The organism is Saccharospirillum mangrovi (assembly GCF_003367315.1).
Lineage (GTDB): Bacteria > Pseudomonadota > Gammaproteobacteria > Pseudomonadales > Natronospirillaceae > Saccharospirillum > Saccharospirillum mangrovi.
In genome coordinates, this window is the sequence record NZ_CP031415.1 from 1,342,128 (window position 1) to 1,365,362 (window position 23,235).

Sequence of the window (23,235 nt, forward strand, 5' to 3'; positions counted from 1 at the left end):
TCAGGTCGGTTCGGCGACAGCCAGTTCATCGCTGACACGACGTCGCGAGCGGCGCATCTGCCGCAACGAATCGACGGAGATGATCAGCAGCGCCAGCCAGATTAAACCGAAGGTCACCAGTTTGGCCGGGCTCAACGGTTCGCCGTAAATAAAGACCGCCGACAGAAACATGCCGCTTGGCGCGATGTACTGGAAGAAGCCCAGCGCCGTCAGGCTGATGCGATTGGCCGCTGCGGCAAACAGCATCAGCGGCGTCATGGATACCGGGCCGGCACCGATCAGCAACAGGTTTACCCACCAGGCATTGTTCAACGGGTTGCTGGTCGGCGTTTGCACGATGAACAGATAGAGCAGACCGACTGGCAACAGCAGGCCGGTTTCCAGCGCCATGCCGGTCAGGCTGTCGACGCCGAGTTTTTTCCGCACCAGACCATACACCGCAAAGCTCGACGCCAGCGCCAGCGCAATCCACGGCAACTGACCGAACTGAATCATCTCAAACACCACCGCCGACACGCACAGCGCCGCCGCCAGAGTGCGCACTTTATCGAGCCGTTCACCGAAGAAAATCATGCCCAGCAAAATGCTCATCAGCGGGTTGATGTAGTAACCCAGGCTGGCACTCAGCATGAAGTTGGCGTTGATCGCCCAGATGAACAAACCCCAGTTGAAACCGATCAGCGCTGTGGAAGCCAGCAACGCCAGCAAGGATTTGGGCGAGCGCAGTACGGCCAGCAAAGCAGGGCCTTTGCGCCACAGCAAAATGATCGCCAGCGTAATCACAAACGACCAGATCACCCGGTGGGCGAGAATTTCCACCGCCGGCACAAAGTTGAGCAATTTGAGGTACATGGGCGCAACGGCCCAGATGCTGTAAGCGAACAGAGCATAGATCGCGCCGGTTTTGGTGGTGTTGTCCATGGGGTGTCCTGATGTCAGTGAAAAAGCGTCAGTGAAAAAGCGTTCGTTAAATGTGGTTCAGTGAATCGCGGCCGTAGACCGGCTCGCCGATCAGTTGAATCAGGGTGTCGATGGCGTCGAGCAAAGTGGCGCGTTGAATCTGCCCGCCAATGCACAGGCGGACCGCTTGCGGCGCGGCGTACTGGCCGGCGGCAAAGACTTCGGCGGCCTTGATGCGAATGCGATGTTCGGCAGCGCGCTCGACCAGATTCACCGCCCGCCACGGCGATGGCAGTTCCAGCCAGACGTTGAAACCGCCGCAACGCGCGGTTAATCCGGCCGCCGTAAAACGCGCCTGAATGGCGTTGTGGCGCCAGTCCAGTTCGGCTTTTTGGGTGGCAATCAATTGGTCGGCGTAGCCGGAGGTCAGCCACTCGCAGGCAACTTCGGTGGTCAGCGGAACCGCCATCCAGCAGGTGGCGCGGAAGGCGGCGCTCAACGCCGGAATCCAACGTTCCGGGCCGCGCATAAAGCCAACGTGCAAACCGCCACACAGCGCTTTCGACAGGCTGGCGATGGTCACTGTCAGGTCCGGGTGGCGGGCCGAAAACGACGGCCGGTCCGGCTCGCCCAAACACCCCTGAACGTCGTCTTCGAGCACCACGATCTGATATTGCCGACACAGCCGTGCCAACTCATCAATGCGTTGCGCCGACATGGCACCACCGGTCGGGTTGTGTTGGCGGGTCATCAAATACAGCACGCGCGGTGGCTGGCGCAGACACTGCGCTTCCAGCGCGCCGGGCAGTAAGCCTTCGTCATCAAACGCCAACGGCATCAGGCGCAGGCCCTGCTGGTTGGCGGCAGCGACCAGACCCGGATAGGTCAGTCCTTCGCAAGCCACGCCATCGCCCGCCTGGGTTAGACCCAGCAGCGCGACGAAAAAGCCGTGCTGGCCACCCAAAGTAACCATGATTTCATCGGCGCTGTAATCGCCCAGCCCGGTTTGTTGCAGCCACTGGCGGCCCACTTCGCGCTGGTGCGGCAAGCCGAATTCCGATTGATAACGCAGCAAGTGAGGCAGTACTGGCGAGTCCTGCAGACGCACCAGGCTCTGTTGCAACTGTTCCGCCTGGTCCAGCTCCAATGCCTTGGAAAACCCCAGGTCGATGCCGGTGTCGACGGTTGAGTCGGTCACCTGAAAATCCGTCGTCGGCACGGTCGCACCGCGCACATAAGTACCGCTGCCAACACGGGCTTCCACCAGACGACGGCGCTCAGCCTCGGCGTAAGCACGCGTCACAGTGCCGACGGTAACGCCCAACTCTTCCGCCAGTTGGCGATGCGTCGGCAGCCGGTCGCCCGGCTTCAGGTCGCCATCTTGCAGCGCCTGCTCGATGCGGCTGGCGAGCGCCTTGTATTTGGGGCCGGTGCATTGGTCGAGGTTGAAAATTGTCATGGTGACAAAGATTTGCTTGCAGCCAAGTGTCTGCGCATTAGACTGCAATTGTGCCTATTTGCCAAGGTTTCAATCACAACGAAGTTTGGCGGGAAGCCCCGCAGAATCACCGCTGTAGCGTGAGTGAAGTTAAACCGCGTTGCTGCCTCAGTGTCGAAATTGTACCCATACAAAAAGGAGTCAAGATGCGACAGCCGTTTCAATTGGATGCCTACCAAACGCAGGCCACCGCTCAGGTGGTGAGTTATCAGGATCAGCGGCTGGTCTTGGACAGCACGCTGTTCTACCCGCGCGGTGGCGGTCAGCCGGGCGATATCGGTTGGATCAGCGCTCAGGGGCAACGCATTGAGGTAGTGGACACCCGCTACAGCGACGACCGTTCGCGCATCGAACATCACCTGGCCGAAGCGGTTGATTGGGCACCGGGCGACCGCGTTGAACTGGAGTTGAATTGGGATCGACGCCACCGCCACATGCGCATGCACACCTGCCTGCATCTGCTGTGTCATCTGATCAAAGATCCGGTCACCGGCGGCAATGTCGGAGCCGAGCAAAGCCGCGCCGAATTCGACCTGACCACGCCGATCGACAAAGCCGAACTCGAAGCACAATTGAACGCCTTGATCGCTCAGGGCGCCGAAGTCACCACCGAGTGGCTGCCGGAATCGATTCTCGACGAACAACCGGAACTGGTGCGCACCATGAGTGTTCAACCACCACGCGGTGCCGGTGAATTACGCATGGTGCGGGTCGCGGGTCTGGACTATCAGCCCTGCGGCGGCACCCACGTGAAGAACATTCGCGAAATTGGCCAGGTGCGCATTCCGTCGATCAAGAGCAAAGGCAAACAGAACAAACGCATCAATGTTGAGTTGGTGAATTAAACCTCAGGGGATTTTGTGGTTATGGCGTTTCCGATTTATCAGGTCGATGCCTTTGCTGACGCTATTTTTCAAGGCAATCCAGCGGCGGTGATGGTGCTAAACGAACCCTTGCGCGAGTCAATAATGCAGCAACTGGCGATGGAAAATAATTTGTCGGAAACCGCCTTTGTCTGTCGTCAGGGTGACGACTGGCAGATTCGTTGGTTTACCCCAGGCCAGGAAGTGAAACTCTGTGGCCACGCCACCTTGGCCAGTGCGCATGTGCTATGGAATGAACTGAATTGCAGTGATGACATCCTGCGACTTCACAGCCGCAGCGGCCTGTTAGAAGTGCGTCGTCGTGGCGATTTGCTGGAGTTGGATTTCCCCGCTTACCGGCCGGAAGCCCAAACTTTGCCAGCAGAAATATTAGGCATTTTGGGGCACAACCCCGTCGAAACGGTTGTCGACGATTTTATGATGGCGGTGCTCGACAGCGAGCAACAAGTCGCCGACTTCGAACGCGATTTTTCCCAATGTCTTGCCGCCGACCACGCCGTTATTTTGACAGCGCGCAGTGAACGTCCGGGTGTCGATTTTGTTTCGCGCGTCTTCTGCGGGCCTAACAGCGACCTAATCGAAGACCCGGTCACCGGCTCCGCCCACTGTCTTTTGGCGCCGTACTGGGGCGCCAAGTTGGACAAAACGATTTTGCAGGCCGAGCAGATTTCTAAACGCGGTGGACGGCTGGAATGTGAATTGAAAGGCGACCGTGTACGCATCCGTGGAAGAGCTAAAACTTACTTAAGAGGTTTTGTTGAATGGACGTCCTGACGCTCAGTTTCCTGGCGCCAATTCTGGTCTACACCCTCAGCGTCACCGTGACGCCGGGACCGAACAATCTGATGGTCACCGCCTCGGGCGTGAACTTCGGTTACTGGCGTACCTTGCCGCATATCACCGGCATTTTTATCGGCTTTTTCTCGCTGAATATTCTGGTCGCCGCAGGCATTGGGGCAGTCTTGCTGGCGGTGCCGCAATTGCATTGGGCACTGAAAATTGCAGGGTCGGTGTATCTGTTGTGGCTCGCCTGGAACATCGCCACCGCGGGCGGTCTGGGCAAAGCCGCCGATGGCGAAGCCAAACCGATGCGTTGGTGGCAGGCGGCGTTGTTTCAGTTGATTAACCCCAAAGCCTGGGCGATGGCAATTACCGGCATCGCCGCCTTCAGTTTGTCGGGCGATGCCTATTGGCCGAGTGCTTTGGCGGTGGCGTCGATGTTTGCGTTGGTGACGTATCCCAGTTGCAGTCTGTGGGCTTTGCTCGGTATGCAACTGCGCCGTGCGTTGCAGGATGATCGCAAACGCCGCTGGTTCAACGGCGTGCTCGGTGCGCTCACAGCGTTGAGTGTGGTGTTTATTCTGCTCTGATTTTCTGCTTCACCACTTCCGCCCAAAGCCAAAACGGTCACCCTCCCGGCACCCCTTGCCACGACCGTTTTATCCGGGCGGAAGTTTTTTCCTGAGCCCATGCGGGCTGCTGCACCACTCGAACACCCTTAGGGCGAACGCATCCTAATATAGAACTAAATGTTCTAGTTTCTCGGATTGTCATTCCAATATCGTTTATTTAATCTGCACGCCATTCTGATAACCGCCTGTTTCTAAGGAGTAATCATGGTTCGGTTTCTGGCGTCTGTTTCTGCTGTAGCTCTTAGTCTGAGTCTGGTCGCCGCCCCGGCGCAGGCCGAAGGCCAATCCCGCGAATTGCTCAATACGTCGTACGACATCGCGCGCGAATTGTTCGCCGACATCAACCCGAAATTCATCGCCTGGTGGCAAGCCGAGCAGGGCGAAACCGTGAGCGTGAAACAGTCGCATGGCGGTTCGTCCACGCAGGCGCGTTCCATCATGCAGGGCCTGCGTGCCGACGTAGTGACCTTTAACCAGGTCACCGACGTGAATGTACTGGCCGAGGCCGGTCTGGTTGCCAACGATTGGCAAGCCCAGTACCCGAACAACGCATCGCCGTATTACTCAACCACCGCTTTTTTGGTGCGCAAAGGCAACCCGAAAAACATCGAAAGCTGGGACGATTTAGCGGCCGATGGTGTTGAGTTGGTGTTCCCGAACCCGAAAACTTCCGGCAACGGTCGTTACACCTATCTGGCCGCCTGGGGTTATGCCGACCGCGCCTTCGGTGGCGACGAAGCACAGATCGAAGCCTTTATGAAAGACTTCCTCGGCAACGTTGAAGTGTTCGACACCGGCGGCCGTGGCGCGACCACCACCTTTGTTGAACGCGGCATCGGCGATGTGCTGATTACCTTTGAGTCGGAAGTGAACAACATCCGCAACGAATACGGCGTTGATGATTATGAAGTTGTGGTTCCGCCGGTCAGCATCCTGGCTGAATTCCCGGTTGCAGTAGTCGAAGACTACGCCGAGCGTAACGGCAACCTGGATCTGGCGCGCGGCTATTTGGATTACCTCTACACCGTCGAGGCGCAGCGTTTGCTGGCTGGTTACAACTACCGCGTCAACGACGCAGGCGTCGCCGCTGAATTCAGCGACCGCTTCCCGCAGGCCGAACTGCTGCGTGTGGAAGATGTTTTCGGCAGCTGGCCGCAAGCGATGCAGACGCACTTCGCTAACGGCGCCAAGCTGGATCAGTTGCAACGTCGATGACCACAGCGTCCGCTTTAACATTCAAACGCCAACACCGGGTTCTGCCCGGTTTTGGCTTATCGCTCGGCGTCTCGCTGACGTTTATTTCGTTGGTGTTGCTGTTGCCGCTGACCAGTCTGGTCGGGCAATTGTCGAACCTGAGCCTGTCGCAATATTGGTTCCTGATCACCGACCCGCGCATCGTCGCCAGCTACAGCGTCACCGTTGGCGCGGCCGCCGTTGCCTGTGTGTTCAACGCCGGCTTTGGTTTACTGATGGCCTGGGTGTTGGTGCGTTACGACTTTCCCGGTAAGCGCTTGGTCGATGCCTTGATGGATTTGCCCTTTGCGTTGCCGACAGCGGTTGCGGGCATCACGCTGGCGACGCTCTATTCCAGCAACGGTTGGATCGGTTCGTTGCTGGAACCAACGGGCTTGTCGATTGCCTACACCTGGGTCGGCATTGCCTTGGCGATGGCCTTCACCAGCATTCCTTTTGTGGTGCGCACAGTGCAGCCGGTGTTGGAAGATTTGCCGGTGGAAATTGATGAAGCCGCGGTCAGCCTCGGCGCCAAAGACGGCCATGCATTTCGTCGCGTAATTTTGCCGCATTTGTGGCCGGCATTGTTGACCGGCACTGGCTTGGCTTTTGTGCGTTCGTTAGGCGAATTCGGCGCGGTGATTTTTATCGCGGGCGGCAAACCCTACGAAACCGAAATTACCTCACTGATGATTTTTGTACGCTTGCAGGAATACGACTACGCCGGTGCATCGGCCGTCGCATCCATCGTCCTGGCGACGTCGTTGTTGCTGTTGTTGATCATCAACCTGTGGCAAGGCCGCTTTATTAAACGACTGCACGGAGGGCGCGGCTGATGATTCGTATTGGTGATGCGCCGGTTGTGCGGAGAATTTTAATCGGCTCAGCGTTGGCATTAACCGGCCTGTTTCTGGTGCTGCCACTGGTGGCTATTTTTGCTCAGGCGTTGGCGCGCGGCGTCGATATTTACTGGCAGAATTTGAGCGACCAATACACGCTCGCCGCCATCGGCTTAACACTGTTTGTATCGGCATTAACAGTGCCGGTTAATTTGGTGTTCGGTGTTTTTCTGGCCTGGCTGGTAACGCGGTTCGAGTTTCCCGGTCGGCGTTTACTGCAAACTCTGATCGATATTCCTTTTGCCGTTTCGCCGGTTGTGGCCGGTCTGGTTTATTTGTTGTTGTACGGTCGCAACGGCTGGCTCGGCGGCTGGCTCGACCAGTACGACATGCAAATTATGTTTGCCTGGCCGGGCATTGTGTTGGTCACGCTCTTTGTCACTTGCCCCTTTGTCGCGCGTGAATTGATTCCGCTGATGCAGGCACAAGGGTCCAAAGAAGAAGAGGCGGCGGTCACGCTCGGCGCATCGGGCTGGACCATTTTCCGCCGCGTTACGTTGCCGAATATTCGCGGCGCTTTGTTGTACGGCGTCATCCTTACCAACGCCCGTGCTGTTGGTGAATTTGGCGCGGTGTCGGTGGTCGCCGGCGCCATTCGCGGTGAGACCAATACCTTGCCGTTACAGGTCGAACAGCTGTATCAGGATTACAACACCGTCGGCGCTTTCACCAGTGCTTCGTTATTGGCGTTAATGGCTTTGCTGACGTTGGCCGCCAAAGCGGTGCTGGATAAACGCGCTGAGCGTCGGGAGAAACACGCATGAGCATTCGCATCGAACAGATTGCCAAAACCTTTGGTCGCACCCAGGCATTGGAGCCGATCGATCTGAGCATCGGCGACGGCGAACTGATCGGCTTGCTGGGCCCGTCCGGCTCCGGCAAAACAACCTTGTTGCGCATTATCGCTGGTCTGGAACAAGCCGATGCCGGTCGCATTCAATTTGGTGATCGCGACGTTACAAACCTGCACGTGCGCGACCGCCGTATTGGCTTTGTGTTTCAGCATTACGCGCTGTTTCGACACATGACCGTGTTCGAAAACGTCGCCTTTGGTTTGCGCGCCTTACCGCGCAAAGAACGGCCATCGGCGGGCGATATTCGTGCGCGCGTCATGCAATTATTGGACATGGTTCGGCTCAGCGATTTTGCCGACCGCTTTCCGGCGCAATTGTCCGGCGGCCAACAACAACGTGTCGCGCTGGCGCGTGCTTTGGCGTTGAAACCCGACGTGCTGTTGCTCGACGAACCGTTCGGCGCACTCGATGCCAAAGTGCGGCAGGAATTACGCCGTTGGTTGCGCCACTTGCACGAGGAATTGCACTTCACCAGTTTGTTCGTCACGCACGATCAGGAAGAAGCGCTGGAATTGTCTGATCGCGTGGTCGTGATGAGCAATGGCCGCATCGAACAAATCGCCACACCGGATGTGTTGTATCGACAACCCGCGAACCGTTTTGTGTTCGAATTTCTGGGCGATGTAAACCGACTGGAAGGCGATGTTCGCGACGGCGTTTTAACCTGCGGCGACGCACACCTGCGCGTCGATAACGTGCCCGATGGTCGCCAGGAATTGGTGTTGCGCCCGCATGAAATAGCGTTGGTGGATGAGGCATCAGCCGACTCGCATTTGCCGGTAACGGTGACAGCCATTGTGCCGGTAGGCGCTGAAGTGCGTCTGGAATTGGAAGCCGATTGGTTGGTTGAGCCCTGGCTTGCAACCATCAGCCACAGCGATTTCGAACGACTGGCGGTGCAGCGTGGCAAACGGCTGTTTGCGCAGTTGTCGAACTGGCGTCAGTTTGATGCGCCAGTTGCGAAACCTGCGGCGGAGATCGTCGTTTAAAAAATCGTTTAAAAAAATCGTGAAATAAAATCATGTAATAAAAGTGCCGATGGTTCACCATCGGCACCTTAATTATCCTGCCTTGTCTTGCCTTACTCCCGAACCGGCACCAGCCATATCACCTGATAGGGCGATACGGTCAGTTCGACATTCGAATTGATTTCCTCATCACTGATCAGGTCTTGGTATACCCAGGCTTCTTGTGACGGCAACAGCCGCGTCAGGTCCAGCGTACGCGGTGTGGCGGTGACGTTGAAAATGCCGTAAACGCGGCTGTCTTCGGCATCGCGTCGCAGAATAAAAAACGCCGAATCCAAATCGATCACCCGTTGGCGCGCTTCAGGATGAAAGGCTTTTTGCTGCCCGCGCAATGTGATTCGCCGAGCCAGTTCCTGACTGACCACATAAGACGAACTGCGCTCATCGGTCATCACCTGGTTCAGGTCAGTCCATTGCCAGGTTTTGCGATTGATCGACCGCAAACGTCCGGTTCGTTCAACACCGGCGATGTCGTTCGGTGTGCCAATCAAACTTTGCAGATAGAAACCGGGAATGCCCTGCAAACTCATCATCAAGGTTTGCGAACAGAGAAAGCGTTCAACCTGCCATTGGTCTGGCCCGGTGCGCGTGCCTTTGAGCGCGTCGAAATAACTGATGTTAATTTCGTACGGGCTGTCTTTGCCGTTAGGGTTGGCCTTCATGCTGACGTAGCCGCCAAATTGATGCATGCAATCGAGCAGACTTTGAATTTCGTAAGCCGGCAAAATGCCTTCCAGTGCGCGCAAGCCAATGCCATCGTGGCTGGCGGTGAAATTCAGGTAGGTGCATTGCGGTGGCGGCGGCGCCAGTGACATCGCCCAATTGGTCAGCAAGTCGGCGTTGCCGCGATTGAGGGTGTACAGCAGCAGCGGTGGCAGCGCGAATTGATAGACCATCGAGGCCTCATCGCAATCGCCGAAATACGACAGATTTTCTTCGTGCGGTACGTTGGTCTCGGTGACCAGAATCACCCAGGGTGCGATGGCCTCAACAATGTCGCGCATCAATTTGACGACTTCGTGCGTTTCCGGCAAATGGATGCACGACGTGCCCAGTTGCTTCCACAAAAACGCCACGGCATCAAGCCGGACCAGACGCGCGCCCTTCGATAAATAGAACAGGAATACATCCATCATCGCCAACAGCACATCCGGGTTGGCGTAGTTCAAGTCGATCTGATCTTCACTGAAGGTTGCCCACACATAACGGGTGCCGCGATGGGTGTTGATCGGCGCAGCCAATGGCGACGACCGTGGCCGGGTAACCATCGAGACGTCGGTGTTCGGGTCCAGTTCAATGAAATAGTTGCAGCCGGGTTCGACGTTCTGAATGTATTCGATGAACCAGAGGTTTTCGCGCGAACAATGGTTCAACACCAGATCGAACATAATACCGAAGCGACGCGCCAGGGCATCGATGTGATCCCACTGGCCGACGGTGTCGCGTACCTGCTTGAAATCGATAACGGAAAAACCGTCGTCCGAGCTGTACGGGTAAAACGGCAACAGGTGAATGTTGCTGATCAGGTTGGGGTAGAACGCCTCCAGAAAACGCTCTAACTGCAACAAGCCCGGTTCTTCGCGGTTGCGAATGGCATCGCCGTAAGTAATGAGGATGTTGTCGGTTTCATCCCAGTCGGCGGCGCGGGTGTGGTGGTAGATGGCCGGTTGGTAGCGGTTCAGTAATCCGATCAGTTGGTCGGTAACCGTGGCGGCGCGCTCGCTGCCATAAAGCAGCGTCAGGCGCTGTTCGGCGGACTCTCGAAATGCCGCCAGACGGGCCTCGGCTTCTGTCATGTTAGTCTCCCTAACCTGATGTATGATGATGACGGTTGGACGCTCCGCACCATCCTGGTGCCATGCCCTACATTAGTGCAATGACTTTGGTGTAAGGTTTGAACCAACTTGAAACCCGATAGGGCGCGCTAAAGCGGTGCAGCAAGTTCAGCCTCAACCAAGGCTGCAAGACGTATCGCAAACAACGCGCCACTTTTGGGGCTGGTCAGGTAATTGCTTAGTTGGCTAGAGAAGACACAAACAGAGGACAACGAATGATTCGCAAATGTATGTTCCCGGTCGGCGGTTACGGCACGCGTTTTCTGCCGGCGACCAAGGCACTGCCCAAGGAAATGCTGCCGGTGGTCAACAAACCGCTGGTTCAGTATGGGGTAGAGGAGGCCATTGAAGCCGGGCTGAATGAAATCGGCTTTGTGACCGGCCGCGGCAAGCGCGCCATCGCGGACCATTTCGATATTTCTTACGAACTGGAACACCAGATCAGCGGTTCCAATAAAGAAGAATTCCTGAAATCCATCCGTTACGTGATGGACGAAGGCATCTTTTCGTTCACCCGTCAGAAGGAAATGAAAGGTCTGGGCCACGCCATTTTGTGCGGCGAAACCCTGATCGGTAATGAACCCTTCGGTGTGATTCTGGCGGACGATTTGTGCGTGCCGGAAGATGGCATGGAAAACGTCCTGGCGCAGATGGTGAAAGTATTTAACCAGTTCCGTTGCAGCATTGTGGCGGTGATGGAAGTGCCGGAAGACGAGATTCACAAGTACGGCGTTATCGACGGCGAAGAAATGAAAGACGGTCTCTACCGGGTAAAAAGCATGGTGGAAAAACCCGCCAAAGAAGATGCCCCGTCGAACCTGGCCGTCATCGGTCGTTACATTTTAACGCCCGATATTTTCGATATTCTGCGCAACACCCCGCCGGGCAAAAACAACGAAATTCAGTTGACCGATGCGTTGATGACGCAAGCGCAGGACGGCGTAGTAATGGCCTACCGCCTGAAAGGCAAACGCTTCGATTGCGGCTCGGTGGAAGGCTTTGTCGAAGCCACCAATTACTGCTTTGAAAACCTCTACAAAAAAGGTCTGCTGACCTGATTGTTATCCGTCCGGGCCGTTCTGGCCCGGACTTTTATTTGGAACCTTTTGCATGTCTGCATTCACCATTCGTACTGGCGGTTTGGACCATCCGGCTGTGGTTGAACTTCTGGCGGCGCACCTGGCTGGCATGGCCGAACACTCACCGCCGGAAAGTGTGCACGCGCTCGATCTCAGTGGCCTGCAACAACCTTCCATTCAATTCTGGACCGCCTGGCGTGACGACCAACTACTGGGCTGCGCTGCGTTAAAAACCCTGGATGCTACGCATGGCGAATTGAAATCCATGCGCACCGACCCGCGCTTCCTGCGCCAGGGTGTGGCCCGGGGTTTGTTGCAACACGCTTTGGATCAGGCACGCGCCCAAGGCATGACCCGTGTCAGCCTGGAAACCGGATCGATGGACGCCTTTGCGCCAGCGCGAGCGATGTACGAAGCCTTTGGTTTTACCTACACCGATCCCTTTGCCGATTACGCCTTGGATCCGCATTCCGTTTTCATGACCTTGACACTCTGAGCGGCTGGCGCACGGCTGTGCTCTGCTAGGCTTAGCGGCTTCGTCAATGTCAATGCTGTGTCGGTTTGGCGTCAGTCGATTGGTTTGGAGTCTGTAGCATGTTGCGTCGTCTGGTATCTGGTTTTCTGATTGCGGGCCTGAGCATTGCTGGCACTCAGGCCGAAACAACGCCCGCTTCGATTCAGGCCGCCGCCGCTCAATTTCAAACGCTGTACACCCTGCAAATTGCCCAAGCCGGTGAAACCATCTTCGCCGAAAGCTTTAACGGCGCGCGGCTGGACCAACCGGCCAACATTAAGTCGGCGTCAAAATCTGTCATGTCGGCGTTGGTCGGTATCGCCATCGAGCGCGGTGTGATTTCGGGTGTCGATCAACCGATTGCACCGTTATTAAGTGACCAACTGCCCGCCAACCCGGACCCGCGCTTATCGCAAATTACCGTGGGGCATTTGTTGTCGATGCAGGCGGGTTTGGAACGCACTTCTGGCCGTAACTACGGCGCCTGGGTCAACAGTCGCAACTGGGTACAAAACGCACTGGCGCGACCGTTCGATGCCGAACCCGGCGGCACCATGCAATATTCCACCGGCAGCACCCATTTGTTATCCGCCATTTTGACGCGTGAAACCGGACGTCCGACCGATGAACTCGCCAACGATTGGCTGGCACCGGCCGGCATTCGAGTGGTGAACTGGCTGCGCGATCCGCAAGGCATTCCTCTGGGTGGCAATCAAGTCAGCATGACACCGGCGTCCTTATTGGCGTTTGGCGAACTCTATCGGCGCGGCGGTCGTGCGGCGGATGGAACCCAGGTCGTTCCCGCCGATTGGATAGACGCCAGCTGGCAAACCCGAACCCATTCCCGATTCACGGGTGACGGCTATGGATACGGCTGGTTCCTACGCGATTTCGCCGGGTACGACGGCTATTACGGTTGGGGCTACGGCGGCCAGATGGTGTACGTCGTGCCGGATCTTGAATTGACCATAGCGATAACCTCGGACCCCAATACCCCGGCTGGCCGCAGTGGCTATCGCGGGCAATTGCATCGCTTTGTGGCGCAGCAGATTGTGCCGTTGGCGGAGCAACGTCTGGCGCGCCTTGATTCCGCTGTCATGGTTGCGGCGATAGATGTTGAGTAAACTGCGCCGTCGTTTTGGGTTTTTTAAGGCGGATGTTGTATGAAAGCCTGGTTGATTTTAGCGGTTGCCATTTGCGCTGAAGTGGTCGCCACCTCGGCATTGAAAGCCAGCGAGAATTTCAGCCGTCTGTGGCCCAGTGTTTTAGTGGTCGTCGGCTATGGACTGGCGTTTTATCTGCTCGCCGAAACGTTGAAGGTGATCCCGGTGGGCATTGCCTACGCTGTTTGGGCTGGTGGTGGCATCGTACTGATTACGCTGGTGTCCTGGTGGCTGTTTGATCAGCAACTCGATTGGCCGGCGCTCTTGGGTATGGCGTTGATTCTCAGCGGTGTGCTGGTACTGAATTTATTTTCCAAGGCGGTGCCGCATTGATACAAATGAAACGGGAATTTTTCAGGGTGTATTAAGGGAGAGGCAATAATGCGATCTATCATCACTTCGTCAGCGATAACCCTTGGCGTGTTCAGTCTGATTGGCTGTGCCGAAACAGACTCTGAAAATGTGACAACAAAAGGTACCGGTGCCTACTTCACCGTTCAGGCTGATGGCGATGGTACTGCTACCGTCAGTGGGCGTTTGACAGCGGGAACCGGCCTGGCTCCGACTCAGTTGGTCTTGAGTGGCGATGATCGATTGTTTGCCAGCGATAGTCGGACTCGCAGCAGTATGCGACAGAGCAGCAGTCTATTAGATGGCGATTATTACGCCCGGTTTGACAATGACGATTCACTCACCGAATTCACCATTGATTACCAAAGAGCCATTGATGTCGATGCGCACCTGAGCGTCTTACTGCCTGAACAATTTGACATTACCCATCCCAGCAACAACCAGTCCGTTAATAACAGCCAGGTTGAATTGGAGTGGAGCCCGCATTTCAATTCGTCGAGTGCCTCTCGAACAATGGATCTGAAAGTATCCATGAAATGTGTGGATCAGGATCACGATGAATTCTCAGTAGGCCGCCCGATATCTGTCAAAGACACCGGCAGCTATACAATAAAGTTATCGAATTATGTTGATGTCGATATCAATAGCCTTAGACATTGCTATGTGGACGTTGAACTGGAACGAAGCAAAAGAGGTGACGTCGACTCGAAATTGGCTGGTGGCTATTTCATAGCAACTCAAAGCCGTGAAGTTTCATTTATTTTTGATCTCGTTGATTGATATGCATGTTGAACAGGTAACAACCGACGAACAATTAATGCGCATGGCACCCGTCATGTGTCAGTTACGGCCGCAGTTCGATGCGGACGGCGTTGTGCAACAGGCGCGGCAGCAAATGTTGGAAGAGGGTTACCACCTGGCGATGGTGGTGGACGACGATGAATCCGTATTGTGCGTCGCCGGCTTTGTTATCCAACGCAAACTGGCCTGGGGCAAACATCTGTATGTGGACGATCTGGTTACCGATGAATCGATGCGTTCAACCGGCGCAGGCGCGATGATGATCGACTGGCTCAAAGCATTTGCCCGCGAGCGCGGTTGCGAACAATTGCATTTGGACAGCGGCGTACAACGCTTCGGCGCACACCGTTTTTATTTGCGTCACGGGTTTGATATCACCAGTCATCACTTTGCGATTTCCAAATTGTGACTGAAAAAATTCAGGCAAAAAAAAGCGACCGAAGTCGCCTTTTTTAAACTCGCTTTTTTTGTATCAGATGGGCCAGGTAAATAACCAGCCCAACCAGATAACGGCAGCCGCCAGACTGAACAACAGCCAGTAACGATTCACCTCACTGCGTGCCGGGCTGTTTCCCATGGCCGGTTTGCGACCGTGCACCATGGCTTCAACCAAGGGTTCCTTGAAGCGGATGCGATGGTACAGCACCGCCAGAATGTGGGCGCTCACCAACAGCAGAATCAAGGCTGGCAGGCGAGGGTGGAACCAGGCGGCCAGGTCGATGGCCCAGAGCGGCGCGTCCATATTGAACGGGCCAAACCAGAAGGCATCGTCACTGAAAAACAAACCGCTGACCGCCTGAATGGTCAGAACCAGTAACAGCAACACCGCCATGGCCGCACCAGCCGGGTTGTGCCCTAATGCTGCGTCGGCTTTGCCGTGCGCCAGTTCAGCCAGATGCCGAAACACTGCGCGGGGCGATAAATTCCAGCTCGACCAACGTGCGTAAGTTGTGCCCACCAACGCCCAGAGCAACCGAAAAACCAGCAGCGCCGAGAGGGCATAACCGGCGTAAAAATGCACTTGCATCTGGCCGATATTCACACTGACAAACAGCACGATCAGGCAGAGCACCAAACCCCAGTGCACCAGTCGAACCGGCAAATCCCAAACCTTTACTTCTGCGTTCATAGCGTTGTCTCGTTAGCCGCGGCAGCTGCGATCTTTGAAGTTGCGGTGGCCGTCCTTGCGCATGTCGCCAATGGTTTGCAGGTGGCCCGCAGCGGTGCCCGTGTCGCCGGCTGCTAACGCTGCCGACGCCAGGTCCAATTGCTCAATCAGATCGTTGATGGCGGTGTGAAAGGCGTCGATGTCGGCAGCGTTGCCGCCGTTGCTCAGCGAGTAGGGCGTTTCATCGGAAGCATCGACTGCCGCTTCGCGCAAGGTTGCCAGGCGAGACTGGGCTTCTTCAACGTTGTTGCTGCGAAGAGCGCTGACCAACGGACGCATGTTATCGGCCATGGTTTCCATGTTGGCGTACAGCTCGCTGTCGTTGCAGCTTTCGGCATACGCCGTGGTGGATAAACCAAAAGTGAAGGCGGCCGCAGCCAGGAAATGTTTTGCATTGAAAGTCATGGGAGGTCCTTGTCACGGTTGGAATCAAAAATTCCGGGTCATAATACTTGAGCCTTTCTTAAGTCAGCATGAAGCCAGTGTGGAGGCTTTGTAAAAATAATGTTTAGGCTCGCAGGGTGTGCGACAGCTTGGTGCGAAGTCTGGCGGTGGCACCGGCTTGGCGCGTGCTCTGATCAAGATTGGCGCATTTTTGATCAGTGTTCATAGAGGGAAATTATCAATTTAATAGTTTAATGATTTGTCTGTGAATCTATTGCTGTTGGCTATCGATGCTATTGTTAATGGTGAGTTCAAACCAGCCCTGTCCCTCCCTACTATTTGCAGCGTCGAAGGCGGGACACCCGCCCTAGCTTACTCACCCAACCTTCAATGATGGACACAGGAGCAATTCATGAACCGTTACATCGATTCCGAACTGAAACCGTTCAAAGCCACGGCTTTCCACAACGGTGAATTCGTTGATGTCAGCAGCGACGACATCAAAGGCAAGTGGGCCGTATTTTTCTTCTACCCGGCTGACTTCACCTTTGTTTGCCCGACTGAGCTGGGCGACCTGGCTGACAACTACGACGAATTCAAAAAAATGGGCGTAGAAATCTACTCGGTTTCCACCGACACCCATTTCACTCACAAAGCGTGGCACGACTCGTCCGACACCATTGGCAAAATCCAATACCCGATGCTGGGCGACCCGACTGGCACCATCACTCGCAACTTCGGTGTGATGATTGAAGAAGACGGTCTGGCTGATCGCGGTACCTTCGTGATCGATCCGGAAGGTCGCATCAAGATCGTTGAAATCACCGACGGTGGCATTGGCCGCGACGCCAGCGAACTGCTGCGCAAAATCAAAGCGGCTCAGTACATCGCCGCTCACCCGGGTGAAGTGTGCCCGGCCAAATGGAAAGAAGGCGAAGCCACTCTGGCCCCGTCTTTGGATCTGGTTGGCAAAATCTAAATCCGGGTTCAGAAACCAGGACAAAAACCCCGGTTTTGGTAACCGCAAACAGGCCCTCGATTGAGGGCCTTTTTTAAGAATTTTATAGCCTGGCTCGCGTAACCGCAGCGAGGCTGATTGGACACACCAAAGGACACAACGATGTTGGATGCCAATTTAAAACAGCAACTGGACACCTACTTGCAGAACATTGTCACTCCCATCGAGGTCAGTGTGTCCAGCGACGATTCCGCCAAAGCTCGCGAACTGAGCGAACTGGCGAACGAAATTATTGAACTGAACGGCAAAATCAGCCGTGGCAATTACCAGGGCAAACGCACCCCTAGCATGGCGATTGCGCCGGCCGGTGAAACACCGCGCGTCAGCTTTGCCGGCGTGCCGATGGGCCACGAATTTACCTCGCTGGTATTGGCCTTGTTGCAAGCCGGTGGTCACCCATCGAAAGCCGACCCGGCGTTGCAAGACCAGATCAAAGCCATTCCCGGCCCGCTGCATTTTGAAACCTACATTTCGCTGTCGTGCCAGAACTGCCCGGACGTGGTTCAGGCCTTGAATCTGATGGCGAAACTGAACCCGAACATCACTCACGAGATGATCGACGGCGGTGTGTTTCAGGATGAAGTGGAAGCCAAAGAAATCATGGCGGTGCCGTCGGTTTATCTGAACGGCGAACATTTCGGCCAGGGCCGCATGTCGCTCGAAGACATTGTTGCCAAGGTCGATACCGGCGCGGCCGAACAGCAAGTTGAAGCGCTGAACCAGCGCGACACTTACGATGTGCTGGTGGTCGGCGGTGGCCCGGCGGGCGCAGCGGCTGCCATTTATGCGGCACGTAAAGGCATTCGCACTGGCCTGGTGGCCGAGCGTTTTGGCGGCCAGGTGATGGATACCGTCGGCATCGAAAACTTTATTTCTGTGCCTTACACCGAAGGCCCGAAATTAACGGCCAGTCTGGAACAGCACGTTAAAGAATACGGCGTCGATATCATCGTCGGTCAGCGCGCTACTGAGCTGACGCGCGATGGCGTGGTCAAGCTCGGCCTGGAAAGCGGCGCGGCTTTGAGTTCGCGTTCGGTGATCCTCGCGCCCGGTGCGCGCTGGCGCAAACTGGGTGTGCCCGGCGAAGCCGAATACGCCAACAAAGGCGTGGCCTATTGCCCGCACTGCGACGGCCCGTTTTACAAAGGCAGGCGCGTAGCGGTAATTGGTGGCGGTAACTCCGGCATTGAAGCCGCGATAGATCTGGCCGGCATTGTCGATCACGTGACCGTGTTGGAATTCGCCGATACGCTGCGCGCCGACGACGTGCTGCAACGCAAAGCCAAATCGCTGCCCAATGTCGATATTCTGACCAATGCCCAAACCACCGAAGTGATTGGCAACGGCAAGAACGTGACCGCATTGAACTACACCGACCGCGCGACCGGCGAAGCCAAGTCGATTGAACTGGCGGGCGTGTTTGTGCAAATCGGTCTGGTGCCCAACACCGAATGGCTGAAAGACAGCGACGTCGAACTGAGCCGCGTTGGCGAAATGGTGATCGACGCTCGCGGTGCCACCTCGGTGCCCGGTGTTTATGCGGCTGGTGATGCCACTACCACGCCGTACAAACAGATTGTGATTTCGATGGGTTCGGGTGCCACGGCCGCACTGGGCGCGTTCGATTATCTGATTCGCGAATCGGCGCCGGCCAGTGCAGGCGAAGCCACTCGCGCCGAAGCCGCCGCGTTGGTGTAAGCCGCACTAGCCAATAAAAGGTTCATCGCGGACTACCGGGAAAGCGGCTTTGTTTTTGAGAAAGAGACTGTGTTCTTGAGAAAACAAAGCCGTTATCCCGCTAACTGTTTACCGGGTATTCCCGCACGCCCCAGATTGGATTAAGACGTAAAAATGTGACGCCCTTATCAATGCGTTAAGGCCAACCCGCTATTTCGGTTTTTTCAAACGTTTCGGGCAAAAATTCCACCATCGGCAAAACGATTACTCAAACGGCCACCGTTTAGGCTTTCTCCGGGTTTTTTCAGCGGATGAATTGTTCACATCCCCACCGCTGCCCGCCCCAGAAGTACGGACTTCCCGGAGATTCGATCATGCCGCACTCAAAGCCTTTGAGCCGTTACTGGCTCCCCCAACTGTTGTTCTGCCTGGTCATGGTGTTGGCCGGCTGTAGCAGCCCCGACGACCCGCCCAAAAAATCGCCACCGCCATCGGCCCCGTCGCAAACCGACACCTTTACGCTGGGCGGAACCGTTGTCGGCTCGACCGGCCAAATAACGCTCAATCTTTTCAACAGCGATGAAAACCTCACGCGCACGGGCAACGGCGAATTCGTGTTCCAGACCCGACTGGAAGACGGTATGCAATACAGCGTCAACATTGTCAGGTCACCGTCCGGCCAGCAATGCCGCTTTGCCAACAACACGCAACATCAGGTCGGCACGTTGGGCAATGGAAACGTCACCGACCTGAATGTAACGTGCTCGGCCATCGTCACCGGCCCCGGTTCGGTATCGATCGGCGGCAGCGTGACGGGTTTGTCGGGTTCGATGTCCATCAACATTGGTGACACTCAGGTTTCCGTAACCGACTCGACGTTCACGTTTCCAGACCTAGCGGCGAATAAAACCTACACCTTGGAAATCACCGGGAAGCCGGATTTGCAGCAGTGTGTGTTCGTTGAAAGCGGCACACAGAACCAGACTGTCAACGTAACCACCACCAACGTCACCGGCATTCAGATCACCTGTGTTGACCGCACTTTCTCCATCCGCGGCAGCGTGACGGGTTTGTCGGGTGCGATGTCCATCAACATTGGTGACACTCAGGTTTCCGTAACCGACTCGACGTTCACGTTTCCAGACCTGGCGGCGAATAAAACCTACACCTTGGAAATCACCGGGAAGCCGGATTTGCAGCAGTGTGTGTTCGTTGAAAGCGGCACACAGAACCAGACTGTCAACGTAACCACCACCAACGTCACCGGCATTCAGATCAACTGCACTAACCGCACTTTCTCGATCGGCGGCAGCGTGACGGGTTTGTCGGGTGTACTGGGCATCAGCCTGAACGATGACGAAAACAACATCGTCACCTTAACCAGCGACTCGGACTTCACCTTTTCAGACCTGGCGGCGAATGCGTCTTACAGGCTGACAATCACCCAAATGCCGACCGCGCAGCAGTGTTTCTTCCTCGACGGCGACACAAAGACAGAGAGCCTGACCGTTCCGGTAACCACCACCAACGTCACCGGCATTCAGATCAACTGCACTAACCGCACCTTCTCCATCCGCGGCAGCGTGACGGGTTTGTCGGGTCCGATGTCCATCAACATTGGTGACACTCAGGTTTCCGTAACCGACTCGACGTTCACGTTTCCATTCCTGGCGGCGAATAAAACCTACACCTTGGAAATCACCGGGAAGCCGGATTTGCAGCAGTGTGTGTTTGTTGAAGGTAACGCTGAGAGTCGGGACATTGCAGTGGGCATGGCCGATGTCACCGGCATTCAGATCAACTGTGTTGACCGCACTTTCTCCATCCACGGTAGCGTGAGCGGTTTATTACGTGACCTGACAATCAGCATTGCCAATACCGATAAAACCGCATCCTTAACGACAGGCGACTCAACCTTCTCGTTGTCAGGTTTGGCACCCAATACTTCTTACACCCTGAACACCTTAAGCGCGTCGGCTACAGATGATTCTACACAGGCGTGCTGGTTCGATAACCTCCACCAAGCAAGCCTAGCCGTCCCAGTGGGCACAACCGACGTCACCGGCCTTGAGGTGGATTGCAATACTTACTACCCCGTTAAGGTCGTGATCACTGGCTGGGAAGGTGGCGAGTCGGGCAAGGTGACATTAACGTGGGGGCCTGGCGCGTCGTCCGGAAACGAAGCCCGGTCGTTGTCTCAAAATTTCACATTTTCTAAGCGCCTGCGCAGAGGCACGCCGTACACCATTGGACTGGCAGACGTTCCGGAAACGTTGGCCTGTGAACTCAATGGCGACCACACCAGCAACGAGGGTGGCATTACCGCCAGTGCGCTGGTCACCATTGCGTGCAGCAAGAAGGTCACGCTGTTCATGACGATTCAGGGTTTGGTCGCGCCAACAATCATCACCGCACAGGTGAACGACCAGCCCGACAATGCGTACACCGCAAATAACACGTTCGACCTCGGTGTCATAAAAACAGGCACATCAAACACTGTCACACTGTTTAGTGATGCCGTTACAGACCTGCCCCAAACCTGCAAAGTGGGTGACGATATAATCCCGCCTAAACCCAGTGATGGGCTTCAGCTTCCGTTCAATGCGGGTGTTTCCACCGATCAGTCAATTAACGTCCATTGTGAATTCGACGTTAGCGCGGCCGCACTCACCATGGTGCCGTCGGGCATCAAAACCCTCGAATTCAGTTGGCCATCGGACGCTCGCTTCAGCTATCGGCTGTTGGAGCGCATCGACGACCCAGACCCCAACAGCGGCGACTGGACGCCCATCCACCCCCATGCCCTGGCCGGTACCGGCGCTGAGATGAATTATCGCCATGAAGTGCCGCTCTATGCGCTCACTCACCGCGACTACATCCTGGAAACCTGCTACACCGATACTGCCGGAAAAAACCACTGCCAAGGCAGCACCGAATTAACGACTCGAGGTGTTGAAGCGCAGTACAACTACCTGCTGGGCAGCATCGGTTATTTCAAAGGCGAGGACGCAACCAACGCGGGCAATCTGTTTGGTCGATCGGTCAGCCTGAGTGACGACGGCACCGTGATGGCCGTGGGCGCTTATGGTTTTGATCGTCAGCTTCCGTACCAGGAAAATTCTGGCGGCGTCTTTATCTTCCGTAAGACCGATGGCGTTTGGGCGCAGGAAGGCGCTGTCGCACTGGTGCCCAACCTTCCCCACGGTGAGGCCTATGACCACGTTGGCATGGCCGTCAGCCTGAGTGGCAATGGTGAGTACCTGGCTGTTGGCGCGCCGGATGAAGATGGTAGCGGTGAAAGGGTGAATCCTGCGCACGATAACAGCGACCTGGACTCTGGGGCGGTCTATATTTTTCACCACGAAAACGGTGACTGGGTGCAGCAGGCCTATCTAAAACCGCCTAACAAATTTTCGGTTGCTGACGGTTCATTCAGTCATAGATCAGGCGAACTCTATGGGTTAGCTCTCAGCTTGGACTACGAAGGGTCAACACTTGTCGTAGGTAAAAAGCGGGCTACCTATACGGCCCCTGTAGGAGAAAACGAAGATGTGGAACTCAGAGGCGCGGGCTATCTGTACACCCGAAGCAATAACAACTGGTATTTTCGTACTGCGATCACTGGGCTTTCTGGAAAAAAAGCAAGAGTGGGGCATTCCGTCAGCATCAGCCGCAATGGGAGAACGATTGCCCTGGGAGCACCACAAGCGCCCAATAACAATGCGATTGGGCGAGGTGCCGTTCAGGTGCATTTTTATCCCAACCCTGTTGGCGCACCCGCGTACCTGACTGACCCAACCTTCATCCGATCCCCCGATCCAACCCCAGAGCAGGGCTTCTTTGGTGGCTCCGTCAGTCTGAGTGATGACGGGTCGGTGATCGCCATTGGTGACCCTTGGAGCAGCCGGCCGGGCGCGGGCATCAATCCAGCACAGGGCACTGCTTTTGACAAAGCAGGCTCCGTTTATATTTACCGTTGGCACGACGGCGATGGCTGGCAACAGGAAGTTCATATCAAGGCGGAACACCCGGGCAAAAACGATATGTTTGGCACGCAGGTCAGCCTGAGCAATGACGGACGGCGGCTGGCCGTCAGCACCGGAGCGGATTTCGAATATGACGGGCCTCCTGATGCGACATACGAAGGGTCGGGCGAAGACAGCTCAGCCGTCGGCCTGAACGGCAATCAGTTGAACGATTCTGCGGCCGATTCCGGCGCGGTGTACACCTATGTGCAGGACGATGATGGGCAGTGGCATTTTGAGTCGTACATCAAAGCCTCCAACACTTCCTGGGAGCAGGCGTTTGGCCTGGGGCTGTCGTTAAGTGGCGATGGCAACACCCTGGCGGTGGGTGCCTTCGGTGAAGATGGTAATGCGACAGGCGTTTCTTCTGGCGTCGGCCCGGGGACACCGCTGCCAACTGCTGCGCAATCGGGCGCGGTTTACCTGTACTGAGGCTTGCCAGTGCCGTTGCATAAACTTCGTTCGCGGTTGGCATCACGTTCCCGCTGATCCGCGAAGAACAAAACGCGAAG

At 55.9% G+C, this 23,235-nt stretch carries 21 protein-coding genes; 16 read left to right on the forward strand and 5 right to left on the reverse strand.

Annotated elements, in window-relative coordinates; translation table 11 throughout:
- Together rarD and DW349_RS06505 are read right to left on the reverse strand one after the other, a co-directional pair.
- On the reverse strand, nucleotides 1-921 hold the full coding sequence (gene rarD / locus DW349_RS06500; protein WP_108124743.1) for an EamA family transporter RarD: 921 nt from the start codon (nucleotides 919-921) through the stop codon (nucleotides 1-3).
- 46 nt (nucleotides 922-967) lie between these two features.
- Nucleotides 968-2,359, reverse strand: coding sequence for an aminotransferase-like domain-containing protein (locus DW349_RS06505; protein ID WP_108124742.1), 1,392 nt, complete (start codon nucleotides 2,357-2,359; stop codon nucleotides 968-970).
- Between the two features lie 185 nt (nucleotides 2,360-2,544).
- Between DW349_RS06505 and DW349_RS06510 the strand changes: the two genes are divergently transcribed.
- The 7 genes from DW349_RS06510 to DW349_RS06540 all read left to right on the forward strand — a co-directional run bounded on the left by DW349_RS06510 (nucleotide 2,545) and on the right by DW349_RS06540 (nucleotide 8,669).
- Nucleotides 2,545-3,243 (forward strand): alanyl-tRNA editing protein, encoded by a 699-nt coding sequence (locus DW349_RS06510; RefSeq protein WP_108124741.1) that lies wholly within the window; start codon nucleotides 2,545-2,547, stop codon nucleotides 3,241-3,243.
- Between the two features lie 21 nt (nucleotides 3,244-3,264).
- Nucleotides 3,265-4,056: a PhzF family phenazine biosynthesis protein gene (locus DW349_RS06515; RefSeq protein WP_108124740.1), complete on the forward strand. Its 792-nt coding sequence runs from the start codon at nucleotides 3,265-3,267 to the stop codon at nucleotides 4,054-4,056.
- Nucleotides 4,044-4,652 (forward strand): LysE family translocator, encoded by a 609-nt coding sequence (locus DW349_RS06520; RefSeq protein ID WP_108124739.1) that lies wholly within the window; start codon nucleotides 4,044-4,046, stop codon nucleotides 4,650-4,652. Before DW349_RS06515 ends, DW349_RS06520 begins: the two co-directional genes overlap by 13 nt.
- A gap of 246 nt (nucleotides 4,653-4,898) precedes the next feature.
- Entirely contained in the window at nucleotides 4,899-5,909 is a 1,011-nt protein-coding gene (cysP, locus tag DW349_RS06525) for a thiosulfate ABC transporter substrate-binding protein CysP (protein ID WP_108124738.1), read from the forward strand.
- The gene (cysT, locus tag DW349_RS06530) at nucleotides 5,906-6,763 is read left to right on the forward strand and encodes a sulfate ABC transporter permease subunit CysT (RefSeq protein WP_108124737.1); all 858 of its coding nucleotides are present in this window, start codon (nucleotides 5,906-5,908) and stop codon (nucleotides 6,761-6,763) included. Before cysP ends, cysT begins: the two co-directional genes overlap by 4 nt.
- The gene (gene cysW / locus DW349_RS06535; RefSeq protein ID WP_108124736.1) at nucleotides 6,763-7,590 is read left to right on the forward strand and encodes a sulfate ABC transporter permease subunit CysW; all 828 of its coding nucleotides are present in this window, start codon (nucleotides 6,763-6,765) and stop codon (nucleotides 7,588-7,590) included. Before cysT ends, cysW begins: the two co-directional genes overlap by 1 nt.
- Nucleotides 7,587-8,669 (forward strand): sulfate/molybdate ABC transporter ATP-binding protein, encoded by a 1,083-nt coding sequence (locus tag DW349_RS06540; protein WP_108124735.1) that lies wholly within the window; start codon nucleotides 7,587-7,589, stop codon nucleotides 8,667-8,669. The genes cysW and DW349_RS06540 overlap by 4 nt, the downstream gene beginning before the upstream one ends.
- A 92-nt stretch (nucleotides 8,670-8,761) precedes the next feature.
- On the opposite strand, the gene DW349_RS06545 is transcribed toward DW349_RS06540, so the two are convergent.
- Nucleotides 8,762-10,504: a sugar phosphorylase gene (locus tag DW349_RS06545; RefSeq protein WP_108124734.1), complete on the reverse strand. Its 1,743-nt coding sequence runs from the start codon at nucleotides 10,502-10,504 to the stop codon at nucleotides 8,762-8,764.
- A 254-nt stretch (nucleotides 10,505-10,758) separates the two neighbouring features.
- On the opposite strand from DW349_RS06545, the gene galU reads away from it, so the two are divergent.
- From galU to DW349_RS06575, 6 genes are all read left to right on the forward strand, one after another.
- Entirely contained in the window at nucleotides 10,759-11,601 is an 843-nt protein-coding gene (gene galU / locus DW349_RS06550) for a UTP--glucose-1-phosphate uridylyltransferase GalU (protein ID WP_108124733.1), read from the forward strand.
- A 52-nt stretch (nucleotides 11,602-11,653) separates the two neighbouring features.
- Nucleotides 11,654-12,118: a GNAT family N-acetyltransferase gene (locus DW349_RS06555; protein ID WP_108124732.1), complete on the forward strand. Its 465-nt coding sequence runs from the start codon at nucleotides 11,654-11,656 to the stop codon at nucleotides 12,116-12,118.
- Nucleotides 12,119-12,216: 98 nt separating this feature from the next.
- Complete coding sequence (locus DW349_RS06560; RefSeq protein WP_108124731.1) at nucleotides 12,217-13,260, forward strand: serine hydrolase domain-containing protein; 1,044 nt, start codon at nucleotides 12,217-12,219, stop codon at nucleotides 13,258-13,260.
- Between the two features lie 39 nt (nucleotides 13,261-13,299).
- Nucleotides 13,300-13,632: a DMT family transporter gene (locus DW349_RS06565; RefSeq protein WP_108124730.1), complete on the forward strand. Its 333-nt coding sequence runs from the start codon at nucleotides 13,300-13,302 to the stop codon at nucleotides 13,630-13,632.
- Between the two features lie 48 nt (nucleotides 13,633-13,680).
- Nucleotides 13,681-14,430, forward strand: a complete 750-nt coding sequence (locus tag DW349_RS06570) for a hypothetical protein (RefSeq protein ID WP_108124729.1) — start codon at nucleotides 13,681-13,683, stop codon at nucleotides 14,428-14,430.
- A 1-nt stretch (nucleotide 14,431) separates the two neighbouring features.
- Nucleotides 14,432-14,860, forward strand: a complete 429-nt coding sequence (locus DW349_RS06575) for a GNAT family N-acetyltransferase (protein WP_108124728.1) — start codon at nucleotides 14,432-14,434, stop codon at nucleotides 14,858-14,860.
- 63 nt (nucleotides 14,861-14,923) lie between these two features.
- Here the strand turns inward: DW349_RS06575 and DW349_RS06580 are convergent, their stop codons facing one another.
- A complete protein-coding gene (locus DW349_RS06580) occupies nucleotides 14,924-15,580 on the reverse strand; it encodes a cytochrome b/b6 domain-containing protein (RefSeq protein WP_108124727.1) in 657 nt (218 codons plus the stop codon).
- Between the two features lie 12 nt (nucleotides 15,581-15,592).
- Complete coding sequence (locus DW349_RS06585) at nucleotides 15,593-16,024, reverse strand: cytochrome b562 (protein ID WP_108124726.1); 432 nt, start codon at nucleotides 16,022-16,024, stop codon at nucleotides 15,593-15,595.
- A 391-nt stretch (nucleotides 16,025-16,415) separates the two neighbouring features.
- Here DW349_RS06585 and ahpC point away from each other — a divergent pair, with 391 nt between their 5' ends.
- The 3 genes from ahpC (at nucleotide 16,416) to DW349_RS06600 (ending at nucleotide 23,155) form a co-directional block, all read left to right on the forward strand.
- Nucleotides 16,416-16,982, forward strand: a complete 567-nt coding sequence (gene ahpC, locus DW349_RS06590; protein ID WP_108124725.1) for an alkyl hydroperoxide reductase subunit C — start codon at nucleotides 16,416-16,418, stop codon at nucleotides 16,980-16,982.
- Nucleotides 16,983-17,123: 141 nt separating this feature from the next.
- Nucleotides 17,124-18,719 carry an alkyl hydroperoxide reductase subunit F gene (gene ahpF, locus DW349_RS06595; RefSeq protein ID WP_108124724.1) on the forward strand — a complete coding sequence of 532 codons (1,596 nt, stop codon included), beginning with the start codon at nucleotides 17,124-17,126 and terminating at the stop codon, nucleotides 18,717-18,719.
- A gap of 353 nt (nucleotides 18,720-19,072) precedes the next feature.
- Nucleotides 19,073-23,155, forward strand: coding sequence for an FG-GAP repeat protein (locus DW349_RS06600; RefSeq protein WP_157954282.1), 4,083 nt, complete (start codon nucleotides 19,073-19,075; stop codon nucleotides 23,153-23,155).
- Nucleotides 23,156-23,235 lie beyond the last annotated feature (80 nt).

Bases quoted from the DNA above. Each gene is read 5' to 3' on its own strand.
- cysW (WP_108124736.1), top strand. From the start codon at position 6,763: ATGATTCGTATTGGTGATGCGCCGGTTGTGCGGAGAATTTTAATCGGC.
- DW349_RS06515 (WP_108124740.1), top strand. From the start codon at position 3,265: ATGGCGTTTCCGATTTATCAGGTCGATGCCTTTGCTGACGCTATTTTT.
- cysT (WP_108124737.1), top strand. From the start codon at position 5,906: ATGACCACAGCGTCCGCTTTAACATTCAAACGCCAACACCGGGTTCTG.
- rarD (WP_108124743.1), bottom strand. From the start codon at position 921: ATGGACAACACCACCAAAACCGGCGCGATCTATGCTCTGTTCGCTTAC.
- ahpC (WP_108124725.1), top strand. From the start codon at position 16,416: ATGAACCGTTACATCGATTCCGAACTGAAACCGTTCAAAGCCACGGCT.
- DW349_RS06600 (WP_157954282.1), top strand. From the start codon at position 19,073: ATGCCGCACTCAAAGCCTTTGAGCCGTTACTGGCTCCCCCAACTGTTG.
- DW349_RS06585 (WP_108124726.1), bottom strand. From the start codon at position 16,024: ATGACTTTCAATGCAAAACATTTCCTGGCTGCGGCCGCCTTCACTTTT.
- DW349_RS06580 (WP_108124727.1), bottom strand. From the start codon at position 15,580: ATGAACGCAGAAGTAAAGGTTTGGGATTTGCCGGTTCGACTGGTGCAC.
- DW349_RS06565 (WP_108124730.1), top strand. From the start codon at position 13,300: ATGAAAGCCTGGTTGATTTTAGCGGTTGCCATTTGCGCTGAAGTGGTC.
- DW349_RS06575 (WP_108124728.1), top strand. From the start codon at position 14,432: ATGCATGTTGAACAGGTAACAACCGACGAACAATTAATGCGCATGGCA.
- DW349_RS06570 (WP_108124729.1), top strand. From the start codon at position 13,681: ATGCGATCTATCATCACTTCGTCAGCGATAACCCTTGGCGTGTTCAGT.
- DW349_RS06555 (WP_108124732.1), top strand. From the start codon at position 11,654: ATGTCTGCATTCACCATTCGTACTGGCGGTTTGGACCATCCGGCTGTG.
- galU (WP_108124733.1), top strand. From the start codon at position 10,759: ATGATTCGCAAATGTATGTTCCCGGTCGGCGGTTACGGCACGCGTTTT.
- DW349_RS06560 (WP_108124731.1), top strand. From the start codon at position 12,217: ATGTTGCGTCGTCTGGTATCTGGTTTTCTGATTGCGGGCCTGAGCATT.
- cysP (WP_108124738.1), top strand. From the start codon at position 4,899: ATGGTTCGGTTTCTGGCGTCTGTTTCTGCTGTAGCTCTTAGTCTGAGT.
- ahpF (WP_108124724.1), top strand. From the start codon at position 17,124: ATGTTGGATGCCAATTTAAAACAGCAACTGGACACCTACTTGCAGAAC.
- DW349_RS06505 (WP_108124742.1), bottom strand. From the start codon at position 2,359: ATGACAATTTTCAACCTCGACCAATGCACCGGCCCCAAATACAAGGCG.
- DW349_RS06540 (WP_108124735.1), top strand. From the start codon at position 7,587: ATGAGCATTCGCATCGAACAGATTGCCAAAACCTTTGGTCGCACCCAG.
- DW349_RS06510 (WP_108124741.1), top strand. From the start codon at position 2,545: ATGCGACAGCCGTTTCAATTGGATGCCTACCAAACGCAGGCCACCGCT.
- DW349_RS06545 (WP_108124734.1), bottom strand. From the start codon at position 10,504: ATGACAGAAGCCGAGGCCCGTCTGGCGGCATTTCGAGAGTCCGCCGAA.
- DW349_RS06520 (WP_108124739.1), top strand. From the start codon at position 4,044: ATGGACGTCCTGACGCTCAGTTTCCTGGCGCCAATTCTGGTCTACACC.